The 24,304-nt window shown below is 60.0% G+C and carries 24 protein-coding genes, 1 pseudogene and 1 riboswitch; of the genes and pseudogenes, 13 read left to right on the forward strand and 12 right to left on the reverse strand.

All coding sequences use genetic code 11. From position 1 onward, the window contains the following. Nucleotides 1-11 precede the first annotated feature (11 nt). The 3 genes from HP062_RS28080 to HP062_RS28090 are packed head-to-tail and all read right to left on the reverse strand — an operon-like array spanning nucleotide 12 to nucleotide 2,695. Complete coding sequence (locus HP062_RS28080) at nucleotides 12-800, reverse strand: ABC transporter ATP-binding protein (protein WP_010462305.1); 789 nt, start codon at nucleotides 798-800, stop codon at nucleotides 12-14. Next, a complete protein-coding gene (locus tag HP062_RS28085) occupies nucleotides 797-1,612 on the reverse strand; it encodes an ABC transporter permease (protein WP_010462303.1) in 816 nt (271 codons plus the stop codon). Before HP062_RS28085 ends, HP062_RS28080 begins: the two co-directional genes overlap by 4 nt. 15 nt (nucleotides 1,613-1,627) lie before the next feature. Continuing rightward, complete coding sequence (locus HP062_RS28090) at nucleotides 1,628-2,695, reverse strand: putative urea ABC transporter substrate-binding protein (protein WP_172792380.1); 1,068 nt, start codon at nucleotides 2,693-2,695, stop codon at nucleotides 1,628-1,630. A gap of 62 nt (nucleotides 2,696-2,757) precedes the next feature. After that, nucleotides 2,758-2,858, reverse strand: a riboswitch (guanidine-I (ykkC/yxkD leader). A gap of 278 nt (nucleotides 2,859-3,136) precedes the next feature. Here HP062_RS28090 and HP062_RS28095 point away from each other — a divergent pair. Then, nucleotides 3,137-3,379, forward strand: a complete 243-nt coding sequence (locus HP062_RS28095) for a hypothetical protein (RefSeq protein WP_083374831.1) — start codon at nucleotides 3,137-3,139, stop codon at nucleotides 3,377-3,379. Nucleotides 3,380-3,546: 167 nt separating this feature from the next. After that, nucleotides 3,547-3,990: a hypothetical protein gene (locus HP062_RS28100; protein WP_077749610.1), complete on the forward strand. Its 444-nt coding sequence runs from the start codon at nucleotides 3,547-3,549 to the stop codon at nucleotides 3,988-3,990. Between the two features lie 117 nt (nucleotides 3,991-4,107). Here HP062_RS28100 and HP062_RS28105 read toward each other — a convergent pair whose 3' ends face one another. Continuing rightward, nucleotides 4,108-5,220 (reverse strand): enoyl-CoA hydratase/isomerase family protein, encoded by a 1,113-nt coding sequence (locus tag HP062_RS28105; protein ID WP_010462294.1) that lies wholly within the window; start codon nucleotides 5,218-5,220, stop codon nucleotides 4,108-4,110. Between the two features lie 132 nt (nucleotides 5,221-5,352). Here HP062_RS28105 and ung point away from each other — a divergent pair, with 132 nt between their 5' ends. Next, nucleotides 5,353-6,045 (forward strand): uracil-DNA glycosylase, encoded by a 693-nt coding sequence (gene ung / locus HP062_RS28110; RefSeq protein WP_010462292.1) that lies wholly within the window; start codon nucleotides 5,353-5,355, stop codon nucleotides 6,043-6,045. 87 nt (nucleotides 6,046-6,132) lie between these two features. Here the strand turns inward: ung and HP062_RS28115 are convergent, their stop codons facing one another. The 4 genes from HP062_RS28115 to HP062_RS28130 are packed head-to-tail and all read right to left on the reverse strand — an operon-like array spanning nucleotide 6,133 to nucleotide 10,176. Then, nucleotides 6,133-7,173, reverse strand: coding sequence for an AbrB family transcriptional regulator (locus tag HP062_RS28115; protein WP_083374829.1), 1,041 nt, complete (start codon nucleotides 7,171-7,173; stop codon nucleotides 6,133-6,135). Continuing rightward, on the reverse strand, nucleotides 7,166-8,680 hold the full coding sequence (locus HP062_RS28120; protein ID WP_083374828.1) for a tripartite tricarboxylate transporter permease: 1,515 nt from the start codon (nucleotides 8,678-8,680) through the stop codon (nucleotides 7,166-7,168). Before HP062_RS28120 ends, HP062_RS28115 begins: the two co-directional genes overlap by 8 nt. A gap of 1 nt (nucleotide 8,681) precedes the next feature. Next, a complete protein-coding gene (locus tag HP062_RS28125) occupies nucleotides 8,682-9,140 on the reverse strand; it encodes a tripartite tricarboxylate transporter TctB family protein (protein ID WP_010462287.1) in 459 nt (152 codons plus the stop codon). Between the two features lie 58 nt (nucleotides 9,141-9,198). Next, entirely contained in the window at nucleotides 9,199-10,176 is a 978-nt protein-coding gene (locus HP062_RS28130; protein ID WP_010462285.1) for a tripartite tricarboxylate transporter substrate binding protein, read from the reverse strand. 391 nt (nucleotides 10,177-10,567) lie between these two features. On the opposite strand from HP062_RS28130, the gene HP062_RS28135 reads away from it, so the two are divergent. Together HP062_RS28135 and HP062_RS28140 are read left to right on the forward strand one after the other, a co-directional pair. Further along, nucleotides 10,568-11,239, forward strand: a complete 672-nt coding sequence (locus tag HP062_RS28135; RefSeq protein WP_007898613.1) for a response regulator — start codon at nucleotides 10,568-10,570, stop codon at nucleotides 11,237-11,239. Next, nucleotides 11,232-12,620, forward strand: a complete 1,389-nt coding sequence (locus tag HP062_RS28140) for a sensor histidine kinase (RefSeq protein ID WP_010462282.1) — start codon at nucleotides 11,232-11,234, stop codon at nucleotides 12,618-12,620. Before HP062_RS28135 ends, HP062_RS28140 begins: the two co-directional genes overlap by 8 nt. Nucleotides 12,621-12,664: 44 nt before the next feature. Here the strand turns inward: HP062_RS28140 and HP062_RS28145 are convergent, their stop codons facing one another. Together HP062_RS28145 and HP062_RS28150 are read right to left on the reverse strand one after the other, a co-directional pair. After that, complete coding sequence (locus HP062_RS28145) at nucleotides 12,665-13,486, reverse strand: HDOD domain-containing protein (protein WP_010462279.1); 822 nt, start codon at nucleotides 13,484-13,486, stop codon at nucleotides 12,665-12,667. Nucleotides 13,487-13,521: 35 nt separating this feature from the next. Continuing rightward, on the reverse strand, nucleotides 13,522-14,463 hold the full coding sequence (locus tag HP062_RS28150; RefSeq protein ID WP_172792381.1) for a folate-binding protein YgfZ: 942 nt from the start codon (nucleotides 14,461-14,463) through the stop codon (nucleotides 13,522-13,524). Between the two features lie 148 nt (nucleotides 14,464-14,611). Here HP062_RS28150 and HP062_RS28155 point away from each other — a divergent pair, with 148 nt between their 5' ends. Together HP062_RS28155 and HP062_RS28160 are read left to right on the forward strand one after the other, a co-directional pair. Further along, nucleotides 14,612-14,866, forward strand: coding sequence for a succinate dehydrogenase assembly factor 2 (locus HP062_RS28155; protein WP_172792382.1), 255 nt, complete (start codon nucleotides 14,612-14,614; stop codon nucleotides 14,864-14,866). Further along, nucleotides 14,850-15,302 carry a protein YgfX gene (locus HP062_RS28160; protein WP_077749614.1) on the forward strand — a complete coding sequence of 151 codons (453 nt, stop codon included), beginning with the start codon at nucleotides 14,850-14,852 and terminating at the stop codon, nucleotides 15,300-15,302. Before HP062_RS28155 ends, HP062_RS28160 begins: the two co-directional genes overlap by 17 nt. Here HP062_RS28160 and nadB read toward each other — a convergent pair. Further along, nucleotides 15,271-16,887 carry an L-aspartate oxidase gene (gene nadB / locus HP062_RS28165; RefSeq protein WP_010462271.1) on the reverse strand — a complete coding sequence of 539 codons (1,617 nt, stop codon included), beginning with the start codon at nucleotides 16,885-16,887 and terminating at the stop codon, nucleotides 15,271-15,273. The two genes, HP062_RS28160 and nadB, sit on opposite strands and share 32 nt — an antisense overlap. A gap of 558 nt (nucleotides 16,888-17,445) precedes the next feature. On the opposite strand from nadB, the gene rpoE reads away from it, so the two are divergent. The 4 genes from rpoE to HP062_RS28185 all read left to right on the forward strand — a co-directional run bounded on the left by rpoE (nucleotide 17,446) and on the right by HP062_RS28185 (nucleotide 21,217). Next, a complete protein-coding gene (gene rpoE / locus HP062_RS28170; protein WP_007944079.1) occupies nucleotides 17,446-18,027 on the forward strand; it encodes an RNA polymerase sigma factor RpoE in 582 nt (193 codons plus the stop codon). Between the two features lie 30 nt (nucleotides 18,028-18,057). Then, a complete protein-coding gene (locus tag HP062_RS28175) occupies nucleotides 18,058-18,645 on the forward strand; it encodes a sigma-E factor negative regulatory protein (RefSeq protein ID WP_077749615.1) in 588 nt (195 codons plus the stop codon). A gap of 8 nt (nucleotides 18,646-18,653) precedes the next feature. Next, entirely contained in the window at nucleotides 18,654-19,610 is a 957-nt protein-coding gene (locus HP062_RS28180) for a MucB/RseB C-terminal domain-containing protein (RefSeq protein WP_077749616.1), read from the forward strand. A gap of 182 nt (nucleotides 19,611-19,792) precedes the next feature. Continuing rightward, the gene (locus tag HP062_RS28185) at nucleotides 19,793-21,217 is read left to right on the forward strand and encodes a DegQ family serine endoprotease (RefSeq protein WP_010462264.1); all 1,425 of its coding nucleotides are present in this window, start codon (nucleotides 19,793-19,795) and stop codon (nucleotides 21,215-21,217) included. A 78-nt stretch (nucleotides 21,218-21,295) separates the two neighbouring features. On the opposite strand, the gene HP062_RS28190 is transcribed toward HP062_RS28185, so the two are convergent. Then, nucleotides 21,296-22,729 carry a M48 family metalloprotease gene (locus tag HP062_RS28190; RefSeq protein ID WP_010462262.1) on the reverse strand — a complete coding sequence of 478 codons (1,434 nt, stop codon included), beginning with the start codon at nucleotides 22,727-22,729 and terminating at the stop codon, nucleotides 21,296-21,298. A gap of 98 nt (nucleotides 22,730-22,827) precedes the next feature. On the opposite strand from HP062_RS28190, the gene HP062_RS28195 reads away from it, so the two are divergent. After that, a complete protein-coding gene (locus HP062_RS28195) occupies nucleotides 22,828-23,067 on the forward strand; it encodes a sulfurtransferase TusA family protein (RefSeq protein WP_007898654.1) in 240 nt (79 codons plus the stop codon). 31 nt (nucleotides 23,068-23,098) lie between these two features. Further along, nucleotides 23,099-24,168, forward strand: a pseudogene (locus HP062_RS28200) (AI-2E family transporter). Nucleotides 24,169-24,304 lie beyond the last annotated feature (136 nt).

Raw genomic sequence — 24,304 nt, forward strand, 5'->3', positions numbered from 1 at the left:
TCAAAATTCCTCTAAGCGATACGAAGCGTGCCCGCCAGCGCAGCCGGCAAGGCATCGACGGCGGCGCGGTTGACGCGGCGGTCGCTGTTCAAAGGGATGTCGTAAGTGATGCGCGCGCCATAGGCACCGGGGGCGTGCGGGTCGACGCGGACCTTGTCGAACACCAGCAAACGAGTGCCGAGGCTGAAACCTTCGGACAGGTCATGGGTGACCATGAACACCGTCAGTTGCGTCTCGCGCCACAGCTCCAGCAGCAAGGCGTGCATGTCTTTGCGGATGCCCGGATCGAGCGCGCCGAACGGTTCGTCGAGCAGCAACACGCGGGGTTTCATGATCAGCGCCTGGGCGATGGCCAGCCGTTGTTGCATGCCGCCGGACAGCTGCGCCGGGTACTTGTCCAGCGAATGGCCGAGGCCGACCTTGTGCAGCAGCGCCGAGGCCTGTTCGCGGGCGTCTTTTTTTGCACTGCCGAACAAGCGCCCGAGCAAGGGCGAGCGCGGCAGTTCGAGGCCGAGGGCGACGTTATCGAGCACGGTCAGGTGCGGGAACACCGAGTAACGCTGGAACACCACGCCACGGCTGGAATCCGGTTCGCCGGCCAGCGCCTGACCGTCCAGCAGAATCTCGCCGCGACTGGCGCGTTCCTGGCCGAGCAACAGGCGCAGGAAGGTCGACTTGCCGCAACCCGACGCGCCGACCAAGGTGCAGAATTCACCTTCGTTAACGTTCAGGTTCAGGCCTTCGAGCACGACTTGATCGGCGTATTGCTGCCAGACGTTTTTTACCGTGATGAAGCTCATGCGCGGGCTCCTTCATACCAAGGGAACGCGCGTTGGGTCAGGTGTTTGAGGCCCCAATCCATCAGCCAGGCGAGCAGGGTGATCCACACCACGTAAGGCAGAATCACGTCCATCGCCAGGTAGCGGCGCACCAGAAAAATCCGATAGCCGAGGCCGTCGGTGGAGGCGATGGCTTCAGCGGCGATCAGAAACAGCCACGCCGAGCCGAGCATCAAACGCAGCGAGATCAGCAGCCGTGGCAACAGTTGTGGCAGCACCACGCGCAGCATCAATGTCCAGGTCGACGCGCCGAGGGTCTGGGCCTTGATCAACAACTCGACCGGAATTTCCCGGGCGCGCTGTTCCAGATCACGGGCCAGGCACGGGGTGATGCCGATCACGATCAGCATCACTTTCGACAATTCCCCCAGCCCGAAGACGATGAACAGAATCGGCAGGATTGCCAGTGGCGGCACCATCGACAACACCGTCAGCAACGGCGACAACGGCGCGCCGAACAGCGGCAACGTTCCGGCGGCGATGCCCAGGCACAGCCCGGCCAGCGCACTGATGCCGAGGCCGATGGCCAGGCGGCGCAGGCTGGACGCGGTGTCTTGCCACAACAGGTATTCACCGGTGCGGGTGTCGGCAGTGAACGCCAGGCGTTTCACCGCGTCGGTCATCTGCACGGCGCTCGGCAATAGCTTGTCATTGGGGTTATCCGTCAGCCGCTCGGCCGAGCCCATGAAGTAGGCGAACAGCACCAGGGCGAACGGCAGGATCACCAACAGCAGACGACTCGGGCGATCCGGGTGGCGATTGATCAGGCGCATGGCCAGTCCTCCGGTTTACAGCTTGGCGTCAGTGGCCATCTGCACGTAGGTCGGGTCGAAGCGCAGCTTGAGGTTGGTCTTGTCGCCGCTGGTCACGCCATTGGCGAAGGCCATGCCGACGGCGCTGGTGTCTTTGGCGCCTTCACCCAGCAAGCCGTGCTGGAACGAAAACTCGGCGACCTTGCGCATGGTTTCCGGCAATTGCTTGCTGGTGGAGAAGTCGAGGGCTTCCTTGGGCGTGGCGAACAATTTGGTGGTGTCGAGTTGCGACTGGAAACCGGCCAGGTCGGTGCCCGAAGCTTTGGCCATGTGTTCGAGTGCGACCTTGCTGGCGGCGTTTTTCGCGTTCATCAACGCGACCACTTCGAACCAGGCGCCAGTCAGGGCTTTGCCCAGGGCCGGGTTGTCTTTGAGGGTGGCGCTGTTGACCACCATCATGTCCATGATTTCGCCGGGAATCTGGCTGGAGTTGAAGACTTCGGTCACCCCGGGCTTGGCTTTGATATCCGAAAGCATCGGGTTCCAGGTGGTGACGGCGTTGACCTGATCGGTGTTGAAGGCGGCCGAGATATCGGCGTCCGAGGTGTTGACCACTTTCAGGTCTTTCTCGGTGAGGTCGACCGAATCCAGCGCCCGGGCCAGCAGGTAGTGCGACACCGACAGTTCGACCAGATTGACGTCCATGCCCTTGAGGTCGGCGACCTTCTTGCCGTCGCCCTTGAGCACGATGCCATCGTTGCCGTTGGAGAAGTCGCTGACGATCAGCGCGGTGCTGTCGACGCCTCCGGCCGCCGGAATGGTCAGCGCGTCCATGTTGGTCATGGTGCAACCGTCGAACTGGCCGGCGGTGTATTGGTTGATGGATTCAACGTAGTCATTGAGCTGCACCACATCGATTTTGATGCCGTACTTCTTCGCCCATTTGTCGACGATGCCTTGGCTGCCGGCGTATTCCCAGGGCATCCAGCCGGCGTAGATGGTCCAGCAGACGCTGAAGTGGTCTTTTTGAGCGGCGTGGGACGGGAGGCTTACGAGGGCTGCGAAGGCAGCGGCGAGCAGGGCGGGTAAACGAAGCTTGAGCATGGGTGGTTCTCCAGTTGATCAAGGGCGGGCAGGAGTCAACGCGGCACCGCGAACGGTGGCTTGTCTCCCGGGCTTTTGTCCCGCCGTGTAACCTCAACTGGAGGTCGCCAACTCTCGGACCAGCCACTCGCCTTAGCGAGCCGGAACCCTAGTCAGCCATTGCAAATTGTGGTGCCGCGAACCTTGTGATGACTCCTGCACGGGTTTGCTAAAGCGAGAGCCGTGCCAAGTTGGCTTGAGGGCTCTAGGGTAGGGGATTGCGCGATGAGCGCTTGGGGCAGGCGAGGCGGTGTTGCCTTGTGATGGTGCGCGGGTGCACCGCTAAGGGACGTTCGTGGCCGCTGATCTGAAGGTCCGCACCCTTCGGCACTCGCCCCGGCATTGCCAGTCAAATGGGTGTCAGCCGGCCTGTTGCGGCTGTGGGTCTTTCAGGAGGCCGCCATGTTTCGTCGACTGTTGTTCGGTATGGTTCTCGGTCTTGGGCTATCCGGCTGCTATTACTACGCCGGTGGTTACGATGTGTATTCCGCGCCTTATTACTACCCCGGCTATTCTCCCTATTCCTACTATTACGGCCCACGTTATTACTACGGCCCGCGTTTCTATGGGGGCTATCGCTACTACTATTGGGGCGGGCACGGGCCACGTCATTACGGCGGTGGATACCGCGGTGGCCACCATTAATCAGCGGGTGAATAGATGAAAAACCTTTCATCGGCTACTTGTTTCAATCTGTTTCAGGAACGCACCAGATTTGGAAAACGATGTCTGATCTTTCGACAGTCACCGAATAATTGACTGTCGCCTGCCAGCGTCGCTGGTATGGCTCACTCGCGGTCCAGGAGGCCGCCATGCTCTGTCGAAAACAGCTCCACCGAATTCTTCTGATTGCAGTATTGGGATTGTCTCTTGGTGCGTGCGTGCCCTATTCCGATGGAGGAGGCAGCTACTACCGTTCCGATGTCTATACCTCGCCAGCGCCCGCCTATTATTCCGGTGGCGGACCTTACTATTCAGGTGGCGGCGGTTACTACACGCAGCCGCGCCGCTACTACGCGCCACCGGCGCGGTATTACCAGCCAACGCCGCGGTATTACCACCAGCCGCGGGTTTATCAACCGGCCCCTCGTTATTACCAGTCGCAACGGGGCGACTACCGGGCCCATGGTTGGGACGGCCGTAACCGCGGCGGTTGGAGCAACGATAACCGTGGCCATGGCGGACGCAACAATCACGGCGGACGAGGCGACCATAACGGTCGCGGCGATCACGACGGCCGGGGTGGCCGTCGTTAACCTCATCAATTAAACGCGATACCTGTGGGAGCGAGCCTGCTCGCGAAGGTGGTAGGTCAGGCGACATCAATGTCGACTGACACGCCCCCTTCGCGAGCAGGCTCGCTCCCACATTTTTTAGTATTCCGACAGATCGGCCAGCGGATGCCGACCTTCCCAGACTTTATGAAAGTGCGCCTCTACCACCGCATCCGGCACGTTATTGATGTCAGGCCAGTGCCAGTGCGGCTTCTGGTCCTTATCAATCAAACGCGCCCGAACCCCCTCGCTGAACTCCGGATGACGGCAGCAGTTGAGGCTGATCGTGTATTCCATCTGAAAGACCTGCGCCAATGACATGTGCCGGGCGCGGGCGATCTGTTCCCACACCAGATGAGCGGTCAGGGGCGAACCTTCGGTCATGGTCTTCGCCGCTCGACTTAACAGCAGATCCGAATGGTCGCGCAGAGCGCTGATGGCTTTCCAGGCGCAGCGCACATCGCTGATATCCAGCAGTTCATCGATTTGCTGGCGTCGAGGCAGCCACTGCGCGGCGGGCATTTGCGCTACGGCTTCCTGCTGCAAGGCCTTGAGCAGACTGTTGAGCTGCATTGGCGTCTGTTCCTGCCAATTCAATTGCAGCAAGCCTTCGATCAGTTCTTCTTGCTGTTCATCGAGCAGGAAACGGTCGGCGAGGCCCAGGTCGATCGCATCACGACCGTTCATATGCGCGCCGGTCAGCCCCAGAAACAGCCCGAGCTTGCCGGGCAGGCGTGACAGAAACCAACTGGCGCCAACGTCCGGATACAGACCGATACTGATCTCCGGCATCGCCAGGCGGCTGCTCGGCGTGACAATCCGGATGCTTGCGCCTTGCAGCAACCCCATGCCACCGCCCAGCACATAACCATGGCCCCAGCAGATCAGCGGTTTGGGGTAGGTATGCAGATTGAAGTCCAGGCGATATTCCGCAGCAAAGAAGTGCGCGGCCAACGGCGGCACTTCCCCGGGGTGAGCGCGGCAGGCTTCGACCAGACTGCGCACTTCGCCGCCGGCGCAAAAAGCCTTGGCGCCGTTACCGCGCAGCAGAACGCAGACGATTTGCGGATCCTTGGCCCACGCGTCCATCTGATCGCGCAGGGCATTGATCATCGGCAAGGAGAGGGCGTTGAGCGACTTTTCGGCATCCAGGCTGGCGATGCCGATGCGCGCACCGTCGGTGCCGGTGAGTTCTTCGAAGTGCAGATTCATCGTGACCTCGATAGTGAAATTGAGCGTTCAGTATGATCGCTGTACAGGAAAGTGCCGGATCTGCGTCAGATCAATTGACAAGTGTGGTGGGCTTTCCTAGGGTTCGCCCCATTGTTTTTGCCGGATGTAACCATGACTGCTGATGACCGTATCAAACTCGAACCGGGCTGGAAGGAGGCACTACGTGCCGAATTCGACCAGCCCTACATGGCAGAGTTGCGTAATTTCCTGCAGCAGGAGCGCGCGGCGGGCAAGGAGATTTATCCTCCGGGCCCAATGATTTTCAACGCCCTTAACTCCACGCCGCTGGACAAGGTCAAGGTCGTCATCCTCGGTCAGGACCCGTATCACGGCCCGGGACAGGCCCACGGGCTGTGCTTCTCGGTGCAACCGGGTGTGCCGGCGCCACCGTCGCTGGTAAACATCTATAAAGAGTTGAAACGCGACCTGAACATCGACATCCCCAACCACGGCTATCTGCAGAGCTGGGCTGATCAAGGCGTGTTGATGCTCAACACCACGATGACGGTCGAGCGCGCCAACGCCAATGCGCACAAGGACAAGGGCTGGCAGTTTTTCACGGATCGAATTATTGAAGTGGTCAGTCAACAGCAACCACATCTGGTGTTCATGCTGTGGGGCGCGCATGCCCAGAGCAAACAGAAACTCATCGATGCCACCAAGCACCTGGTGCTGACGTCGGTGCACCCGTCACCGCTGTCCGCTTATCGCGGTTTTCTCGGGTGCGGGCATTTCAGCCGGACCAACAAGTTTCTTGAACAGAATGGCGAAACGCCGATTGAGTGGCGGTTGCCGCCAGTCTAAAAAAGCTTCGCGGGCAAGCCTCGCTCCTACAGGTCCTGCGCGAATCTGTAGGAGCGAGGCTTGCCCGCGAAGAAGGCGACTCGGTCCTCAGTCTGACTCAGGCTCGCGATTCCAATACCTGAACAACGGCTCCGCCAGAAACAACACAAACAACAACCGCATCACCTGCATCGCCGTCACCAGCGGGACGGACAGTTGCAAGGTCTCCGCCGTCAGGCTCATCTCCGCAATGCCGCCAGGCATCATGCCCAGCGTCAGCGAACGCAGATCCAGATGCGTCAGCGCACTCAAGCCCAGTGCCGCCGCCGTAGCGATCAGCATGGTCAAAATCGTGCCGACCAAGGTCCGTCCCATAAAAGAGGGCGCCCGGCGGAAAAACTGCCGATTGAAATGACAGCCCAGGCCGCTGCCGATCAGCCATTGGCCGATCTGGCTCCCGCCATGGGGCAAGCCGATGTGCAAATCCCAACCGATGCTCACCGTTGCACTGACCAGCAACGGCCCGAACAGCCACGGATTGGGTTGACGAAGACGTTCCCAGAGCCAGGCCGCCAAGGCGCCCGCCGGGAAAAGAAGCGCCAGCCACCACCAATTGACGGCGGAGGGATGAAAAATCGGTGTGCCGCTGCCCAGCAAATACTTGAAGGCTGCCGGCACGCAAAGCACGACGACCAGCACTCGCAGACTTTGCCCCGCCGCGACGCGACTGAGCACCGCGCCATTGCGCGCGCCGAGGTTGACCATCTCCCCGGAGCCACCCGGCATGCTGGAAAAGAACGCGGTAGCGCGATCCTCCCCGGTGCGCCGCATCAACCAGACCCCGACCACGGCGGACAGGCTGGTGATCAACGCACCGAAGAAAATCAGGCCGAAGTGACTCAACACCTGCTCCATCACCACTGGGGTGAAATGCAGGCCGATGCCGATCCCGACGATCCATTGGCCGCACTTGCGGCCACCAGGGATTTCCGCCAATTGCCAGGGTGTCAGGCAGCGCACCAGGATGATCGCCAGCAACGAGCCAACCATCCACGGCAGCGGCCAGCCGACCAGACTGGCCAGGTAACCGCCCAGCGCGCCGACCAACGGCGTACCCCACCAGGCGTTGAAAGGTGGTCGATCAGACATCGGCGATGGCGCGTTGAGCAGCCGAACGTTTACGCCAGATCCGCAGCAGTGGCATCAGCAGCATGATCGCGGTCAGTACCCAGACACCGAAAGTGATCGGGCTCGACCAGAGGATCTCCAGCGCACCGTTGGAGATCGACAGCGCACGGCGCAGGTTTTGCTCCATCAAGCCACCGAGGATGAAGCCCAGCAGCACGGGCGACAACGGGAAGTCCAGCTTGCGCAGGATGTAACCGAAGATGCCGATGCCGATCATCAGGAAGAGGTCGAAGGTGGTGGCGTGCACCGCGTAGACGCCGATCCCGGTAATGATCGCGATCACCGGCACCAGCGCCCAGTTCGGCACGGCGAGGATGCGGGTGAAGATGCGGATCATCGGGATATTGAGGATCACCAGCATGACGTTGGCGACGAACAACGAGGCGATCAGGCCCCAGACGATGTCAGGTTGTTGCTGGAACAACAGCGGGCCGGGCGTGATGTTGTACAGCGACAGCGCGCCGATCATCACTGCTGTCGTCCCCGAACCTGGAACGCCGAGGGTCAGCATGGGCACCAGTGCACCGCAGGCTGCACCGCCGATGGCGGTTTCCGGGGCGGCGAGGCCGCGCATGTCACCTTGGCCGAAGGTGCCCTTGGCGCCGGCGATACGCTTCTCGGTCATGTAGGCCACGGCGCTGGCGAGGGTCGCGCCCGCACCCGGCAACACGCCCATGATGAAACCCAGCAAGCCGCAACGGATGTTCACCATGAACACCGCCGAAGCTTCCTTGACGTTGAACATCATTCGGCCGGTCGCTTTCACCGCTTCCTGACCGCGATGGGTCTTCTCCAGCAGCAGGAGGATTTCGCTGATGGAGAACAGGCCCAGCACCAGCACCACGAACTGAATGCCGTCAGTCAGATGGATGTTGTCTCCAGTGAAACGGTACACGCCGCTGTTGGCATCGATCCCGACGCACGACAGAAACAGACCGATGAGCGCGGCAATGAACGTTTTCAGCGGACGATCACCGGCCATGCCGCCGAGACAGACAATCGCAAACACCATCAGCACGAAATATTCTGCCGGACCGAAGGCAATCGCCCATTTCGCCAGCAACGGCGCGAACAGCACCATGCCGCACGTGGCGATGAACGCACCGATGAACGAACTCCATGCCGACAACGACAGGGCCACACCGGCCATGCCTTTGCGGGCCATCGGATAACCGTCGAGGGTGGTCATGACAGTGGACGCTTCGCCCGGAATGTTCAGCAGGATCGAGCTGATCCGGCCGCCGTATTCACAGCCCAGGTAAACCGCCGCCAACAGGATCAAAGCCGACTCCGGTGGCAGGCCCAGGGCGAACGCGATCGGGATCAACAACGCCACGCCATTGATCGGGCCCAGGCCGGGCAACAGGCCGACCACGGTACCGATCAGGGTGCCGCAGAGTGCGGTCACCAGGTTATACGGGGTCAGCGCGACGCCGAAGCCCTGACCCAAATAGCCAAGAGTATCCATATCAGTTCTCCAGAACGTCGAGTACGCCCAAAGGCAGTGGCACGTCCATCAACTTGTCGAACAGCAGGTAAAGACCGATGGCCATCAGGCTGATGATCACCGCGCTCGGTAGCCAGCGGCCGCCATACAGGCGAGCCATGGGGACGCCGATCAGGATGCTGGCGACGATGAAACCCAGGGGTTCGAAGGTGCCGGCGAACACCAGCAACAGCACCACACAGATGCCGATCTTGATCAGCGTTTCGCGGTCCAGTTTCGGGTCGTCGTCACTGTGGATGATCGGCGTCGGCCGAAACACCATGTACAGCAGGCCGAGCCCCATCAAACCGAGCATCAGTAGCGGAAACGCGCGAGGGCCTACCGGTTCGTAGGAAAAAGCCGCCTGGTACGGCCAGGCCATCAGTGCCAGGCCAACACAGGCCAGCAACAGCACCGAAGCAAAAATGCGTTGTAAGAGCATGGGAAACTCCTGTGCCACGGCCCCGCAAGTCGGGGCCGCAGCCGCTAGACAGAGGCGATCACTGGATCAGGCCGAACTCTTTGGCCAGCACTTTGTAGTCCGCAACCTGCTTCTTCACGTAGGTGTCCAGCTCCGGGCCGGTCATGGCGAACGGGAAGAGTTCACGCTGATCGCGCAGCTTGGCGAAGTCTTCGGACGCCAGCAGTTTGTCGAAGGCGTCTTTCCACCAGGCGTAATCTTCGTCGCTGACCTTTGGCCCGAGGTAGAAACCGCGAACCACTGGCCAGACGATGTCGTAGCCTTGCTCCTTGGCGGTCGGGATGTCTTTCATTTCCGGCTCGTCCAGGCGCTTCTCGGAGAACACGGCGAGCAAGCGCATGTCACCGCTCTGGATGTGCGGCATGGAGTCGGAGATGTCGGTGCTGCCGACCTGGATGTGGCCGCCGAGCAGGGCGGTGGCGATTTCACCGCCGCCTTCAAGGGCGACGTAACGCAGGTCACGCGGGTTGATCCCGGCGGCCTTGGCAATCAACGCCGTTTGCATCCAGTCCTGGCTGCCGACGGTGCCGCCGGAGCCGATCACCACTTTGCTTGGATCTTTCTTCAGTGCTTGCACGAGATCGTCGAGGGTCTTGTAAGGCGAATCGCTTTTTACTGCGATGGCGCCATAGCTGGTGCCGACGGCGGCGAGCCAGCGAACGTTGGTTTCATCGAACCGACCGAACTTGCCCTGGGCCAGGTTCAGCAGAGAACCGCTGGACCACGCCACCAGCGTGCCGGCGTCGGCCGGACGTTGGGCAACTACCGCGTTGTACGCCACCGCGCCGACACCGCCGGGCATGTAGGTCACGCGCATCGGTTTGGTCAGCAGTTTTTCGTTCACCAGCGCGCTTTGCGCCAGTTTGCAGGTCAGGTCGAAACCGCCGCCTGGCGAGGCCGGGGCGATGCATTCAGGGCGTTTTGGCTCGGCCATCAGTTGGCCGGCGAACAGCATGCAGCTGGCGGCGAGGGCGAAACGGCGCAGTGATCGATTCATTGTTGTCTCCACGGGAGTTTTTGTTTTTGGGGATGTTTCAGGTGCGGCGGATTCGCGTCGTGCAGCCGGTAGGAGCGCTGACAAACGTGAACGAGAGGGATTGAAAAAACGGGTGGGACGGGCAAACCTGAAGCTGTCTGGCCAGCATGGTGCAGTACCTCGTTATTGTTCTTATTGGCGAAAACGCATCGAGGCGTTTTTCGGGAGCTACATTTCAAAGCACGATCGGGTGGCCTGCAGTCGAAACCATCCGTGGGGCGACTCTAACGGGCTAACCTTTCGCTAACCTTTCAGTTGGCTTTCACAGTTTTCAGGCTTCACAGTGGCGGATGCGGCTGTAAACTCCGCGCCAAAGAATGGCGTCGACCATCCCTGAACGAGGTAACAATCCATGCGTGTCCTGCTCGTCGAAGACCATCTGCAGCTCGCCGAAAGTGTCGCCCAGGCGCTCAAGAGCACCGGGTTGACCGTGGATGTGCTGCACGACGGCGTGGCGGCCGACCTGGCGTTGAGCAGCGAGGAATACGCGGTGGCGATCCTCGATGTCGGCCTGCCGCGCATGGATGGTTTCGAAGTGCTGGCGCGCCTGCGGGCCCGGGGCAAGAACCTGCCGGTGCTGATGCTGACCGCACGCAGCGACGTCAAGGACCGGGTGCACGGGCTCAACCTGGGCGCCGACGATTACCTGGCCAAACCTTTTGAACTGACCGAACTCGAGGCCCGGGTCAAAGCCTTGTTGCGGCGCAGCGTGCTGGGCGGTGAGCGTCAGCAGCGCTGCGGCGTCCTGGCCTATGACCTGGACACTCGGCGCTTCACCCTCGGTGAAGAATTGCTGACCCTGACCTCTCGCGAGCAGGCGGTCCTCGAAGCATTGATCGCCCGGCCCGGTCGGGTGATGAGCAAAGAGCAACTGGCCGCTCAGGTGTTTGGCCTCGATGAAGAAGCGAGCCCGGATGCCATCGAAATCTACGTCCACCGCCTGCGCAAGAAACTGGATGGCCAACCGGTCGCCATCGTGACCTTCCGCGGCCTCGGCTATTTGCTGGAAAGCCGCGATGCATAAGCCCAGCAGCCTGCGCTGGCGGTTGTTGTGGAACCTGGCGCTGTTGTTGGTGGTGTTAATGCTGGCCAGTGGTTTGAGCGCGTACTGGAATGGTCGCGAAGCCGCTGACACCGCCTATGACCGGACCCTGCTGGCGTCGGCGCGGACCATCGCCGCCGGCGTGTCCCAGCGCGATGGCAGCCTCAGCGCCGACGTGCCCTACGTGGCCCTCGATACCTTCGCCTACGACAGCGCCGGGCGGATTTTTTACCTGGTCAACGACATCAATCAGAAACTGATTTCCGGTTACGAAAACCTCCCGCCGCCGCCCCCGGGAACGCCGCGTACCGATGACTATCCGGCGCTGGCGAGCTTCTATAACGCTAAATACCGAGGGCAGAACGTGCGCGTGGTGAGCCTGCTCAAGCCGGTGAGCGAGCCGAACATGAACGGTATGGCGGAAATCCGCGTGGCAGAAACCGACGAGGCGCGGGTCGCGATGGCTCGCAGTCTGGCGGCGGACACGTTGCTGCGTTTGGGCATGTTGGCCATCGGCGCGTTGCTGATGGTGTGGTTTGCGGTCAGCGCGGCGTTGCGTCCGCTGGAGCGCTTGCGCACGGCGGTGGAAGAGCGTCAGTCGGATGATTTGCGGCCGTTGCCGCTGGTGGAAGTGCAGCATGAGTTGTGGCCGCTGGTGCGCGCGCTCAACCACTTTACCGAGCGACTGCGCGGGCAGTTCGAGCGGCAGGCGCAGTTTATTGCCGATGCCGCACATGAGCTGCGCACGCCGTTGGCGGCGCTCAAGGCGCGACTCGAACTGGGCCTGCGTTCAAACGAACCGCAAACCTGGCGCAGCACCCTGGAAACCGCTGCCCAAGGCACGGATCGCCTGACTCACCTGGCCAATCAATTGCTTTCGCTGGCGCGGGTAGAGAACGGGGCCCGGGCGATTGCCGAGGGCGGCGCGCAGTTGTTGGACCTGAGTCAGTTGGCGCGCGAACTGGGCATGGCCATGGCGCCGTTGGCCCATGCCCGCGGCGTCGCCCTGGCGCTGGAGGCGGACGAGCCAGTGTGGCTGCGCGGCGAACCGACGTTGCTGAATGAACTGCTGAGCAACCTGGTGGACAACGCCCTCGCTCACACGCCGCCGGGGGGCAATGTGATTCTGCGGGTCACGGCGCCGGCGGTGCTGGAGGTCGAGGATGACGGACCGGGAATTCCCGTTGATGAGCGGGATCGGGTGTTCGAGCGCTTTTACCGGCGCAACCAGCAAGTGGCCGGGTCCGGGCTGGGGTTGGCGATTGTCGGTGAGATTTGTCGCGCGCACCTGGCGCAGATCAGCCTGCACGATGGTGAGTCGGCGGGGTTGAAGGTGCGGGTGAGTTTTATTGCGGGGGAGTGAACACTTAACCTGTGGCGAGGGGGCAAGCCCCTTCGCCACAAAGATCAGTAAAACATCGACCGCGACTCTTCCAGATCCCTGCACATCGCCTCATTCTCCGGGTCGATCCCCAGTTTCTTGAACGCCGGCACGCTGAACGCATCGATACGGGCCAGCGGGTGGTCGGTGTCCTTGTGGCAATACAGGCTGGCCACCTGAACCAGATCGACATAATCGACCCGCTCGGACTGGCGTTTGAAGTCCAGGTACAACCCCGGCAACTGCACCAGCATTTCCGGGAATTCCCAGACCCTGAGCAGTTTGTCGCCGATCAAGGGATGAATGCGATCGATGACATGGTTGAGGCTGACCGCATCAGACAGCAATTCGTAGTGGTCTTCGGCGTAGGTCAGGATAGGCAGTACACCAATCTGATGCACCAGCCCGCCAAGGGCTGCCTGATCTGGTTTGAGTTGCGTGTAACTGCGGCACAGCGCATAGCTGACCCCGGCGATTTCCAGGCTTTTACGCCAGACATCGCGCATTTTCTGCGCCACCACTTCAGAGCGGGCGTGGAAAATTTGCTCCATCACCAAGCCGATCGCCAGATTACTGCTGTAGTTGACGCCCAACCGTGTGATCGCCGTGTGCAGGTCAGTCACTTCCTGGGTCGCGCGCAGCAGCGGGCTATTGACCACTTTGATCAGACGCGCCGACAACGCCGTGTCACGGCCGATCACTTTACTCAGGGTGCTGACACTGACTTCCGGGTCTTCAGCGGCCTTGCGAATCTGCAGGGCCACTTCCGGTAACGTTGGCAGAACCAGGTCATCGTTATCGATGGCCTCAACCAAATCCTGTTGGACCTTATCCGCCAGCTCGCTCATTTCTTTTCTCTAGGGTGTTACAACAAGTGCTGCGGTTAACGCTGGATTTCGCGATCGCGATCCAGTTGATAAGGCAGGTCGAGCAGGTGCAGGGCCGGCCCTTCGAGGGTGCCCAGATGAATGTCACCACCTTCTGCTGCTTCGGCTTGCAGCACGGCCAGGAGTTCAATGTTTTGTCCGGCGCTGGCGGCCAGCACCACTTCGCCGATAGAACTGCCGTGTGATGGGGAAAACAGTGACGTGCCGGGCTCGGGCAATTCGCTGGCATCCAACGTCAAGCGATACAAGCGACGCTTTAGTTTGCCCAGGTACTGCATGCGCGCGACGATTTCCTGGCCGGTGTAGCAACCCTTTTTGAAACTCACGCCACCGACGGCTTGCAGGTTGAGCATCTGCGGGATGAACAGCTCGCGGGTGCTCGGCATGACCTGGCCGATCCCTGCGCGGATCTGGCCCAGCAGCCATTGATTCAGAGTGCCTTCGGACAGCAGGGCGGACAGCTTGCTTTTGATGAGGTCGGCCTGATCGGCGGCGACCCACAGTTCGGCGCGGTCCGGCGAGACACGAATGGCGATCAGACTTTCATGACGCACGACGCTGTCGGTGTCTGCCGGCAACTCAAGACCCAGGCTGCTCAGTGCGGCGTCGCCATGATCGAGTCCGAAGCGGACCCAGGCGGCGCTTTCATCGGTCAGTTTGGATTTGGAGAACACGGCGTACTTTTTCAGGTCCGCCAACTGCGGCTCAAGCAGCTCGCTGGCCATCGCCAGCAGCACGCCGTCACCTTCCAGCACGATGCGGAAACTCGATTGCATCCGGCCTTTCTGCGTGCAGCGTGCGCCGAGGCTGGCCTGGGTATCGCTCAGGTAATTGAGGTTGCAGGTCAATTGGCCTTGCAGGAATTTGCTGGCGTCCGCGCCGCGGACTGCAAGAACGCCTTCATGGGACAGGGTGCAGAAAAAAGCAGAATCGGCCATGGGTCATCGCAGGGTAAAGAGTCTGGGGGACATCATAAGGGGGCGCTCTCGAAATGGGTAGTTCACAAAGGTCGATGGCGCCCGACCAAAGCCGAGTGTTCGACCGGGGCCGGGGCTGTATACTTGCCGCCTATTTGAGGAGCGCTCCATGGTCGAAGATGTTGAACTGAATCGCCTCTACTGGCACAGCCGCCGCGGCATGCTTGAGCTTGACGTGTTGCTGGTGCCGTTCGTTAAGGAGGTCTACCCGCACCTCAACCAGAAAGATCGCGAGTGCTACCGCAATCTGCTTGAATGCGAAGACCAGGACATGTTCGGCTGGTTCATGGAACGCACCGAATCGGAAGATCCGGAGCTTCAGCGCATGGTTCGCATGATCCTGGATCGTGTCCAGCCCAAGTAATGCGTTCGAATGCCGCTGGCATGCCTCACGGCAGTTGCTGGCGGCGTATCTTATGGCCCAGCTGTTCGCGCTGGGTTCTTTGTTTCTGCTCTCCTTACCGCTCTGGGCCAGTCTGCTCGGCATGACGCTGTGTGTGGTTCACGGAATCTGGCTGCTGCCACGCCTGATTTTGCTTACGCATCCACAGGCATTTCGCGGTTTGCGGCGCGATGCCGACGGCTGGCAGTTGTGGAATCAGGCTTCAGGTTGGCAGCCCGTGCAGCTAAGGCCGGACAGCCTGGCGTTACCGCTGATGGTGGTGCTGCGTTTTCGACTGCGAGGCGAGCGGCGAGTCAGATCAATCTGCGTTCCCCACGACTCGCAGGCGGCGGATGTGCACCGGCGCCTGCGGGTCAGGCTTACATTCAGTCGACGTAGGTGGGCGGCACCAGAATAGTGTCCAGCGCAACGGGTAGCATGTTCGGGTAGTCGAGGGTGTAATGCAGGCCGCGACTTTCCTTGCGCTCCATGGCTGACCGAATCATCAGCTCCGCCACCTGGGCCAGGTTGCGCAACTCGATCAAATCGCGACTGACCTTGTAGTTGCTGTAGAACTCGTCGATCTCGTCCAGCAACAGCCGCACGCGGTGCTGCGCGCGTTGCAAGCGCTTGTTGGTGCGCACGATGCCTACGTAGTCCCACATGAATCGCCGCAGTTCATCCCAGTTGTGCGCAATGATCACGTCTTCGTCGGAGTCGGTGACCTGACTGGCATCCCAGACGGGCAGGGCGATCGGAACCGACACCTGCGGCAGCTGTTCCAGAATGTCCGCCGCGGCCGAACGGGCATAGACAAAACACTCCAGCAGCGAGTTGCTGGCCATGCGGTTGGCACCGTGCAGGCCGGTGAAACTGGTTTCGCCAATGGCATACAGCCCCGGCACGTCGGTGCGACCGTGCTGATCGACCATCACACCGCCGCACGTGTAGTGCGCCGCCGGAACCACCGGGATCGGTTGTTTGGTGATGTCGATGGAAAACTCGAGGCAGCGTTCATACACCGTCGGGAAGTGAGTCTTGATGAACGCTTCGGGCTTATGGCTGATGTCCAGATAGACGCAGTCGACACCCAGGCGCTTCATCTCATGGTCGATGGCACGGGCGACGATGTCCCGGGGCGCGAGTTCGGCGCGGGGGTCGAAACGCTGCATGAAGCGTTCGCCGTTGGGCAGCTTCAGGTGTGCGCCTTCGCCGCGCAGGGCTTCAGTGATCAGGAAACTCTTGGCTTGCGGATGATAAAGGCAGGTCGGGTGGAACTGATTGAACTCCAGGTTGGCCACCCGGCAGCCGGAACGCCATGCCATGGCAATGCCGTCACCGCAGGCGCCGTCGGGGTTGCTGGTGTAGAGGTAGACCTTGGCTGCGCCGCCGGATGCCAGGATGACGAATCGAGCACCGTACGTGTCGACTTCGCCGGTGCTGCGATTCAGCACGTAAGCACCCAGGCAGCGATCGCCTTCCAGGCCCAGGCGTTTTTCGGTGATCAGGTCGATGGCGACCCGCTGTTCCATCAGTTCGATATTCGGTCTGAGTCTGGCCTGGGCGAGCAGAGTTTTGAAGATCGCCGCGCCCGTGGCATCGGCCGCATGAATGATGCGCCGATGGCTGTGACCGCCTTCCCGGGTCAGGTGAAACTCGAATCCACCGTCTTCAGTGCCGGATTGTTCATCGCGGGTAAACGGTACGCCTTGATCGATCAGCCACTGGATGGCTTCTTTACTGTGCTCGACGGTAAAGCGCACGGCGTCTTCGTGGCAGAGGCCACCGCCGGCATTGAGGGTGTCATCGACGTGGGATTCGACAGTATCGGTGTCGTCCAGAACGGCAGCAACGCCGCCCTGGGCCCAGAAAGTCGAGCCGTTGGCGAGGTCGCCTTTACTCAGTACGGCGATGCGCAAATGACCGGGCAAGGTCAGCGCAAGGCTCAAACCGGCAGCGCCGCTGCCAATGACCAGAACATCGTGTTGAAACTGTTGGCTCATTTCAGGATTCCGCTCAAAGCGACCCGGGTCGGGGTTGGCGCAAGACTCGTGGAACGGCGAGTCAAGGCAGCCACACAGCCCACTAGTATATAGAGGGGGGAGCGGCACAATACCCGAGCGCATATGGCATTGTGAAACTACTGTGACGGAAAATACCTGACGCTTCGTCGGATGATTTTTCGGCCGGTTCGGCGACAAGGTGACTGTATCAACGATTTAACAGTCTTTTTCTGTCCAGGGTTGCACAATGTCGCTTTCGCCCGGCTATAAATATTTGGAACTTTTGCCAAAGGCCCAAGATCAATAGACGGTGCCTGAAAAGAAGGACAGTGTCGGTTTCAGGAGGGGGACTTGCGTTTTGGTCCTGGCCAGTGAATCCGATGACAAGATTATTCGCGCAGCCGGGTCATGCCGAGCTGCGCTTTTCGTGCGTGCCAAAACAGAGCCCGCAGGAAACTTGCTTGGAGGGGGAGAACTTTTGCGAAAAGCCCGAGTCTATGTTTGCAAGTCTGGTCGTTTAGTTATGCAAGCCTCCTCCGAGCTTATCGAGGAGTGTTCATGCTAACCCAGGAAGAGGATCAGCAGCTCGTCGAGCGCGTTCAACGCGGCGACAAGCGGGCTTTCGATCTGCTAGTGCTGAAATACCAGCACAAAATTCTCGGGTTGATCGTGCGTTTCGTGCACGACACCCATGAAGCCCAGGATGTGGCACAGGAAGCCTTTATCAAGGCCTACCGCGCACTTGGAAACTTTCGCGGAGATAGCGCGTTTTATACGTGGCTTTACCGCATCGCCATCAACACGGCGAAGAATTATCTGGTTTCACGCGGCCGCCGGCCGCCGGATAGCGATGTCAGTTCCGAAGATGCAGAGTTCTACGATGGCGATCATGGCCTCAAGGATCTCGAGTCGCCAGAGCGTGCATTGCTGCGGGATGAGATCGAAGGCACCGTCCATCGAACCATTCAGCAACTGCCAGAAGATTTGCGTACAGCTTTAACTTTACGTGAATTCGATGGTCTGAGTTACGAGGACATTGCGGCAGTCATGCAATGTCCGGTGGGTACCGTGCGCTCCCGGATATTCCGCGCTCGGGAGGCCATCGATAAAGCCCTGCAGCCGTTGTTGCAGGAAAACTGAGACAGCGGCGATAGCCAAGAGAGGAACGCCATGAGTCGTGAAGCCCTGCAGGAATCGCTGTCCGCAGTGATGGATAACGAAGCGGACGAACTGGAATTGCGTCGGGTATTAAATGCCTTTGACGATGTAGAAACCCGTGAAACCTGGGCTCGTTATCAAATCGCTCGGGCAGTTATGCACAAGGATCTGCTGCTTCCTCGTCTGGACATCGCCGCGGCAGTTTCTGCTGCTTTGGCCGACGAAGCCGTACCGGCAAAAGCCTCCCGTGGTCCATGGCGCAGCCTGGGTCGACTGGCTGTCGCTGCTTCGGTGACCGTTGCCGTACTGGCAGGTGTGCGTTTGTACAACCAGGACGAGATCGCGGGTGTCGAACTTGCCCAGCAATCCAGTCAACCGGGTCTGGCCGTTCCTCAGGTCAAAGGTCCAGCTGTATTGGCAGGCTACAATGAGAGTTCGGAAGCCACTGGCCCTATGGCCAACGGCGTATTGCAAGGTCAACCAGGCTGGCACGATCAGCGTCTGCCAGGCTACTTGCGCCAACATGCTCAACAGGCTGCACTGAAAGGTACTGAGAGCGCTCTGCCTTACGCTCGTGCAGCAAGCCTGGAAAACCGTTAAGGAGGATCATGCGCGCCATACCTCTACTTTCGCTTCTGCTCGGTGGCTGGTTCATTGTTCCAGCCCACGCCGATGAAGCCCAGGACTGGTTGACCCGTCTTGGTCAGGCCGAGCAACAGCAAAGCTTTTACGGCACTTTCGTTTACGAGCGTAACGGTAGCTTTTCTACCCATAACATCTGGCACCGTGTCCAGGATGGCAAGGTCCGTGAGCGTTTACTGCAGCTCGACGGCTCAGCACAGGAAGTCGTTCGCATTGATGGGCATACTCAATGCGTCAGCGGCGTCCTGATAGCAGGGCTTGGGGACTCTCCCAACTCCGCTGCTCGTGCACTCGATCCACAAAAGTTGAAGAATTGGTATGAGCTTGCCGTCATTGGCAAGTCGCGTGTGGCTGGGCGTGCGGCAGTGATTATTTCATTGAAGCCACGTGACCAGCATCGCTACGGTTTTGAGCTGCACCTTGATAAGGAAACCGGCTTGCCGTTGAAGTCATTGCTACTGAATGACAAAGGGCAGTTGCTTGAGCGTTTCCAGTTCACCCAGCTGAATACCGACAACGTGCCGTCTGACCGCGACTTGCAGGCAGGCGACGATTGCAAGGTGGTCAAACTCGACAGCGACAAGGCTTCCGCCGTCAAGGCCGCCCAAGTCTGGCATTCGGACTGGCTCCCGCCCGGTTTCGAGCTGACCAGCAGCAGCACCCATAAAGATACGGAGACCAAAACCCAGGTCACCAGTCTGATGTACGACGATGGTCTGGCGCGGTTTTCGGTATTCCTTGAGCCGTTGAATGGTGCCACCGTTACCGACACCCGCACCCAGTTAGGCCCAACCGTTGCTGTTTCTCGGCGCTTGACGACCCCTCAAGGCGAGATGATGGTGACCGTGGTCGGTGAGATTCCAATAGGTACTGCTGAACGGATTGCGCTGTCCATGCGCTCCGATGCCACTGCAACCAAGTAGTGAGCTGATATCGAAATGTTTGGTGAGCATTTCAATTTGCAAAAAAACCTGAATTTTTCTATAGGTCAGAGCCTCACGGCTCTGGCCTTGTTTTGTTGTTCCCGGAACAAAAATACCGGCGTATCTTTCCCGGTGTTCCTTGCTCCATATCGCTTAACCATGCTCGTCGTAACGGGAGCCGTATGTCGATACCACGCTTGAAGTCTTATCTGTCCATTTTCGCCACCGTGCTGGTGCTCGGTCAGGCGGTCACTGCTCAAGCAGTCGAATTGCCTGACTTTACCCAGTTGGTCGAGCAGGCCTCGCCCGCGGTGGTGAACATCAGTACCACGCAAAAGCTGCCGGACCGCAGAGTGTCTGACCAGATGCCCGACCTTGAAGGCCTGCCACCCGCGCTGCGCGATTTTTTCGAACGGGGCATGCCGCAACCGCGCTCGCCTCGCGGTGATCGCCAGCGTGAAGCGCAGTCCCTGGGCTCGGGCTTTATCATCTCGCCGGACGGCTACATCCTGACCAACAACCACGTGATCGCCGATGCCGACGAAATTCTCGTTCGTCTCTCCGACCGCAGTGAGTTGAAAGCCAAGCTGATAGGCACCGACCCACGTTCCGATGTGGCGCTGCTGAAAATCGAAGGCAAGGACCTGCCAGTCCTGAAACTGGGTAAATCCCAGGACCTGAAGGCCGGCCAATGGGTCGTAGCGATCGGCTCGCCGTTCGGCTTCGACCATACCGTGACCCAAGGCATCGTCAGCGCTGTCGGTCGTAGCCTGCCGAACGAAAATTATGTGCCGTTCATCCAGACCGACGTGCCCATCAACCCGGGTAACTCGGGTGGTCCGCTGTTCAACCTGGCCGGTGAAGTGGTCGGGATCAACTCGCAGATCTACACCCGCTCCGGTGGCTTCATGGGCGTATCGTTCGCGATCCCTATCGACGTGGCCCTGGACGTATCCAACCAGCTGAAAAGTGGCGGTAAAGTCAGCCGTGGCTGGCTGGGTGTGGTGATCCAGGAAGTGAGCAAGGATCTGGCCGAGTCGTTCGGTCTTGAGAAGCCGGCCGGTGCGCTGGTGGCTCAGATCCAGGAAGATGGCCCGGCTGCCAAGGGTGATCTGCAAGTCGGCGACGTGATCCTGAGCATGAACGGTCAGCCAATCGTCATGTCTGCCGATCTGCCGCACCTGGTGGGCGCACTCAAGGAAGGCGCGAAGGCCAACCTTGAAGTGATCCGCGACGGCAAGCGCAAGAATGTCGAACTGACGGTCGGCGCGATCCCTGACGAAGGTAAAGAGCTGGACTCGAAACTCAAGTCCGGTGTTGAAACCAACAGCAATCGTCTGGGCGTCGCCGTCGCCGATCTGACTGCTGAGCAGAAGAAAGCCTACGACCTCAAAGGTGGTGTGGTGATCAAGGAAGTTCAGGACGGTCCTGCATCGCTCATCGGCTTGCAGCCAAATGATGTGATCACTCACCTGAACAACCAGGCAATCAACGATAGCAAGGAGTTCGCTGAAATCGCCAAGGCACTGCCGAAGAATCGATCGGTGTCCATGCGAGTTCTGCGTCAAGGTCGTGCCAGCTTCATCACCTTCAAACTGGCTGAATAAACCGGTTGTCGGCTGAATGAAAAACCGCCTCGAAAGAGGCGGTTTTTTTGTGTCTGCGTTTTATGTTCCGCAAGCAGGTCAGCCCATCATGTCCTTGACCATACGTTCCTGCTCCATCAACTCACGTTGCCGGGCGTCGATACGCGACGACAACGGGAAGTTGGTGCCGGCCTTGCGCTTGGCGAAGTCCAGTTGCTGAATGGCCTGGCGATAGTCGCCAACCAGGGCGAAGTACTCCGCGCGAGCCTGATGCAGACCGATGATGTTGCCTGACAGGCCGCGAGTCTCGGCCACCTGATACCACACGTCCGGATCGTCCGGGCGCGATTTCAGCAGGCCTTCGAGCGCCTTTTCCGCATCGGCGGCGCGGTTTTGTTTCAACAACAGATCGACACGCACCTGGTTCAATGGATAGTTGCCAGGGTACTGGGTGAGCATCCGGTCAACCCGTGTTTGAGCATCGGGCAGGCGATTGTTGGTGATATCCAGGTCGACCTGCGCCAGGTTGTAGATGATCTCGTTCGGTGATTTGGCCAGCAGCAGCTTGAGGTTCTCACGAGCTTCATTCAACTGGCCGCCCTTGATCTGGGCGATTGCCAGGCCATAACGAGCGACGTCATTTTTCGGGTTCTCGTCGAGCTGCGCGCGAAAGCGCTTGGCGCCCAAGCCTGGGGTTTCTTCATAGACCAGCTGAACGCGTGCACGAATCAGCTGATAGCGCATGGTGTCTTCGACGCCGCCCGCTTTGGCCTGTTCGGCGCGGTTGCGGGTGTCGGCGATCCGCGATTCGGTCACCGGGTGAGTCAACAGGAATTCTGGTGGCTTGGCGTCAAAGCGGTATTGACGCATCAACCGCTCGAACATGGTCGGCATCGACCGCGGGTCATAACCGGCCTTTTCCAGATTGAGGATGCCGATACGGTCGGCTTCCTGTTCGTTCTGGCGCGAGAAACGTCGTTGTTCCTGAATCGCCGCCGCCTGAGTGCCCGCAATCGCCGCGATCCCGGCGTCACCGGCACCGGCAGCAGCAATGACGATCCCGGCCAACAGAGCCGCCATCATCGGCACTTGCATGCGCTGCTGGGCTTCCACGCCTCGGGCAAAGTGGCGTTGCGACAAGTGAGCCAATTCGTGCGCCAGTACCGAAGCGTATTCGCCCTCGGTCTGCGCATTGAGGAACAGACCGCCGTTGACCCCGACAATACCGCCCGGCGCCGCAAAGGCGTTGAGCTGCGGGCTGTTGATCAGGATGAACTCCAGGCGCCGGTCATTGACCTGGCTGGTTTCCACCAGGCGGTAAACGCTGGATTCGACGTAATCCTTGAGCTGCGGATCGTTGAGCTGCGAGACCTGGCTGCGCAACAGCGCGAGCCACGCACGGCCCAGTTGATATTCCTGTTGCGGCGAGACAATGGCAGAACTGGCGTCGCCGAGTGACGGCAAGTCGTCGGCGAAGCCCGGTGAGGCGAGCAGGCAAGCGAGCGTCAGCAGGGTAGGGCGCAAAAAAGTCATGCACAAAGCCTTAGTCGACAAAGACCTTACTGTAGCCGGACACTTGGCCCGGGACCAGATATTCTAGGCAACTCCACCACCTGACCCGGAGCGATGCAATGACCGATGCTGTAACCCATGACGCCGAACTGGATGCCAGTGGCCTGAATTGCCCGCTGCCATTGCTCAAGGCCAAGCTGGAGCTGAATCGACTGGCCAGTGGCGCGGTGCTCAAGGTCATCGCCACCGATGCGGGTTCCCAGCGCGACTTTCGCACCTTTGCCCGATTGGCCGGTCATACGCTGCTTCGCGAAGAAGATGAGGCGGGTGTTTACCGCTACTGGTTGAAAAAAGCCTGAAACCTGCTGCGTTCATTTCTAAGGATTATTGATGTTCAAGGTGTTACGCGACTGGATTCAGCGCTACTTTTCCGATGAAGAAGCCGTGGTGCTGGCGGTGCTGCTGTTTCTGGCCTTTACCGCCGTACTGACGTTGGGCGGCATGCTCGCGCCAGTGCTGGCCGGGATGGTGCTGGCGTATCTGATGCAGGGCCTGGTCGTTACCCTCGAACGCCTGCGCATGCCCGGTGGGGTCGCGGTGGGGTTGGTCTTCGCCTTGTTCATGGGCGTTTTGCTGGTGTTCATTATTGTCGTGGTGCCGTTGCTCTGGCATCAGTTGATCACGCTGTTCAACGAACTGCCCGGGATGCTGGCCAAGTGGCAATCGCTGCTGTTGCTGCTGCCCGAACGCTATCCGCACCTGGTGTCGGACGAGCAGGTGTTGCAGGCCATCGAGGTGGCGCGGGGCGAGATCGGCAAGTTCGGTCAGTGGGCACTGACGTTCTCGCTGTCGAGTCTGCCTCTGCTGGTGAACATCATGATCTACCTGGTGCTGGTGCCGATCCTGGTGTTCTTCTTTCTCAAGGACCGCGAGATGATCGGTCAGTGGGTGCGCGGCTACCTGCCGCGTGAACGGGCGCTGATTACCCGGGTTGCCCATGAGATGAACCGGCAGATCGCCAATTACATCCGCGGTAAAGTCATCGAGATTTTCATCTGCGGCGGTGTGACCTACATCGGGTTCGTCGTACTGGGGCTCAACTAAGCGGCGTTGCTGGCGTTGCTGGTGGGGGTGTCGGTGGTGGTGCCTTACGTCGGCGCAGTGGTGGTGACGGTGCCGGTCATGTTGATCGCGCTGTTTCAGTGGGGCTGGAGCGATCAGTTCATTTACCTGATGGCGGTCTACGGGATTATCCAGACGCTGGACGGGAATGTGCTGGTGCCGCTGCTGTTTTCGGAGGCGGTGAATTTGCATCCGGTGGCGATTATCTGTGCGGTGCTGTTGTTTGGCGGGTTGTGGGGATTCTGGGGGTGTTCTTTGCGATTCCGCTGGCGACGCTGTTCAAGGCTGTGCTGGATGCCTGGCCGCGCAAGGAGCCGGTGGTGGCGCCGTTGCTTTAGCAGTCAGCCGGGATGAGGCAGTGGGGCAGGTGGCGGCTCCCGAGCAGGCCCGGTCCCACATCGGATCGCGTCAGGCTGGCCAACTCGGTCAACCGTGGGAGCGAGCCTGCTCGCGATAGTGTCCGAACAGACGACG

The sequence above is a fragment of the Pseudomonas sp. B14-6 genome (genome assembly GCF_013260315.1).
Taxonomy (GTDB): domain Bacteria; phylum Pseudomonadota; class Gammaproteobacteria; order Pseudomonadales; family Pseudomonadaceae; genus Aquipseudomonas; species Aquipseudomonas mandelii.

What these genes read in the sequence shown, in the direction of transcription:
- HP062_RS28090 (WP_172792380.1), bottom strand. Translation starts at nt 2,695, where the DNA reads ATGCTCAAGCTTCGTTTACCCGCCCTGCTCGCCGCTGCCTTCGCAGCC.
- nadB (WP_010462271.1), bottom strand. Translation starts at nt 16,887, where the DNA reads ATGAGCCAACAGTTTCAACACGATGTTCTGGTCATTGGCAGCGGCGCT.
- HP062_RS28140 (WP_010462282.1), top strand. Translation starts at nt 11,232, where the DNA reads ATGCATAAGCCCAGCAGCCTGCGCTGGCGGTTGTTGTGGAACCTGGCG.
- HP062_RS28135 (WP_007898613.1), top strand. Translation starts at nt 10,568, where the DNA reads ATGCGTGTCCTGCTCGTCGAAGACCATCTGCAGCTCGCCGAAAGTGTC.
- HP062_RS28095 (WP_083374831.1), top strand. Translation starts at nt 3,137, where the DNA reads ATGTTTCGTCGACTGTTGTTCGGTATGGTTCTCGGTCTTGGGCTATCC.
- HP062_RS28195 (WP_007898654.1), top strand. Translation starts at nt 22,828, where the DNA reads ATGACCGATGCTGTAACCCATGACGCCGAACTGGATGCCAGTGGCCTG.
- HP062_RS28115 (WP_083374829.1), bottom strand. Translation starts at nt 7,173, where the DNA reads ATGTCTGATCGACCACCTTTCAACGCCTGGTGGGGTACGCCGTTGGTC.
- rpoE (WP_007944079.1), top strand. Translation starts at nt 17,446, where the DNA reads ATGCTAACCCAGGAAGAGGATCAGCAGCTCGTCGAGCGCGTTCAACGC.
- HP062_RS28190 (WP_010462262.1), bottom strand. Translation starts at nt 22,729, where the DNA reads ATGACTTTTTTGCGCCCTACCCTGCTGACGCTCGCTTGCCTGCTCGCC.
- HP062_RS28150 (WP_172792381.1), bottom strand. Translation starts at nt 14,463, where the DNA reads ATGGCCGATTCTGCTTTTTTCTGCACCCTGTCCCATGAAGGCGTTCTT.
- HP062_RS28085 (WP_010462303.1), bottom strand. Translation starts at nt 1,612, where the DNA reads ATGCGCCTGATCAATCGCCACCCGGATCGCCCGAGTCGTCTGCTGTTG.
- ung (WP_010462292.1), top strand. Translation starts at nt 5,353, where the DNA reads ATGACTGCTGATGACCGTATCAAACTCGAACCGGGCTGGAAGGAGGCA.
- HP062_RS28185 (WP_010462264.1), top strand. Translation starts at nt 19,793, where the DNA reads ATGTCGATACCACGCTTGAAGTCTTATCTGTCCATTTTCGCCACCGTG.
- HP062_RS28155 (WP_172792382.1), top strand. Translation starts at nt 14,612, where the DNA reads ATGGTCGAAGATGTTGAACTGAATCGCCTCTACTGGCACAGCCGCCGC.
- HP062_RS28125 (WP_010462287.1), bottom strand. Translation starts at nt 9,140, where the DNA reads ATGCTCTTACAACGCATTTTTGCTTCGGTGCTGTTGCTGGCCTGTGTT.
- HP062_RS28100 (WP_077749610.1), top strand. Translation starts at nt 3,547, where the DNA reads ATGCTCTGTCGAAAACAGCTCCACCGAATTCTTCTGATTGCAGTATTG.
- HP062_RS28130 (WP_010462285.1), bottom strand. Translation starts at nt 10,176, where the DNA reads ATGAATCGATCACTGCGCCGTTTCGCCCTCGCCGCCAGCTGCATGCTG.
- HP062_RS28120 (WP_083374828.1), bottom strand. Translation starts at nt 8,680, where the DNA reads ATGGATACTCTTGGCTATTTGGGTCAGGGCTTCGGCGTCGCGCTGACC.
- HP062_RS28145 (WP_010462279.1), bottom strand. Translation starts at nt 13,486, where the DNA reads ATGAGCGAGCTGGCGGATAAGGTCCAACAGGATTTGGTTGAGGCCATC.
- HP062_RS28175 (WP_077749615.1), top strand. Translation starts at nt 18,058, where the DNA reads ATGAGTCGTGAAGCCCTGCAGGAATCGCTGTCCGCAGTGATGGATAAC.
- HP062_RS28080 (WP_010462305.1), bottom strand. Translation starts at nt 800, where the DNA reads ATGAGCTTCATCACGGTAAAAAACGTCTGGCAGCAATACGCCGATCAA.
- HP062_RS28105 (WP_010462294.1), bottom strand. Translation starts at nt 5,220, where the DNA reads ATGAATCTGCACTTCGAAGAACTCACCGGCACCGACGGTGCGCGCATC.
- HP062_RS28180 (WP_077749616.1), top strand. Translation starts at nt 18,654, where the DNA reads ATGCGCGCCATACCTCTACTTTCGCTTCTGCTCGGTGGCTGGTTCATT.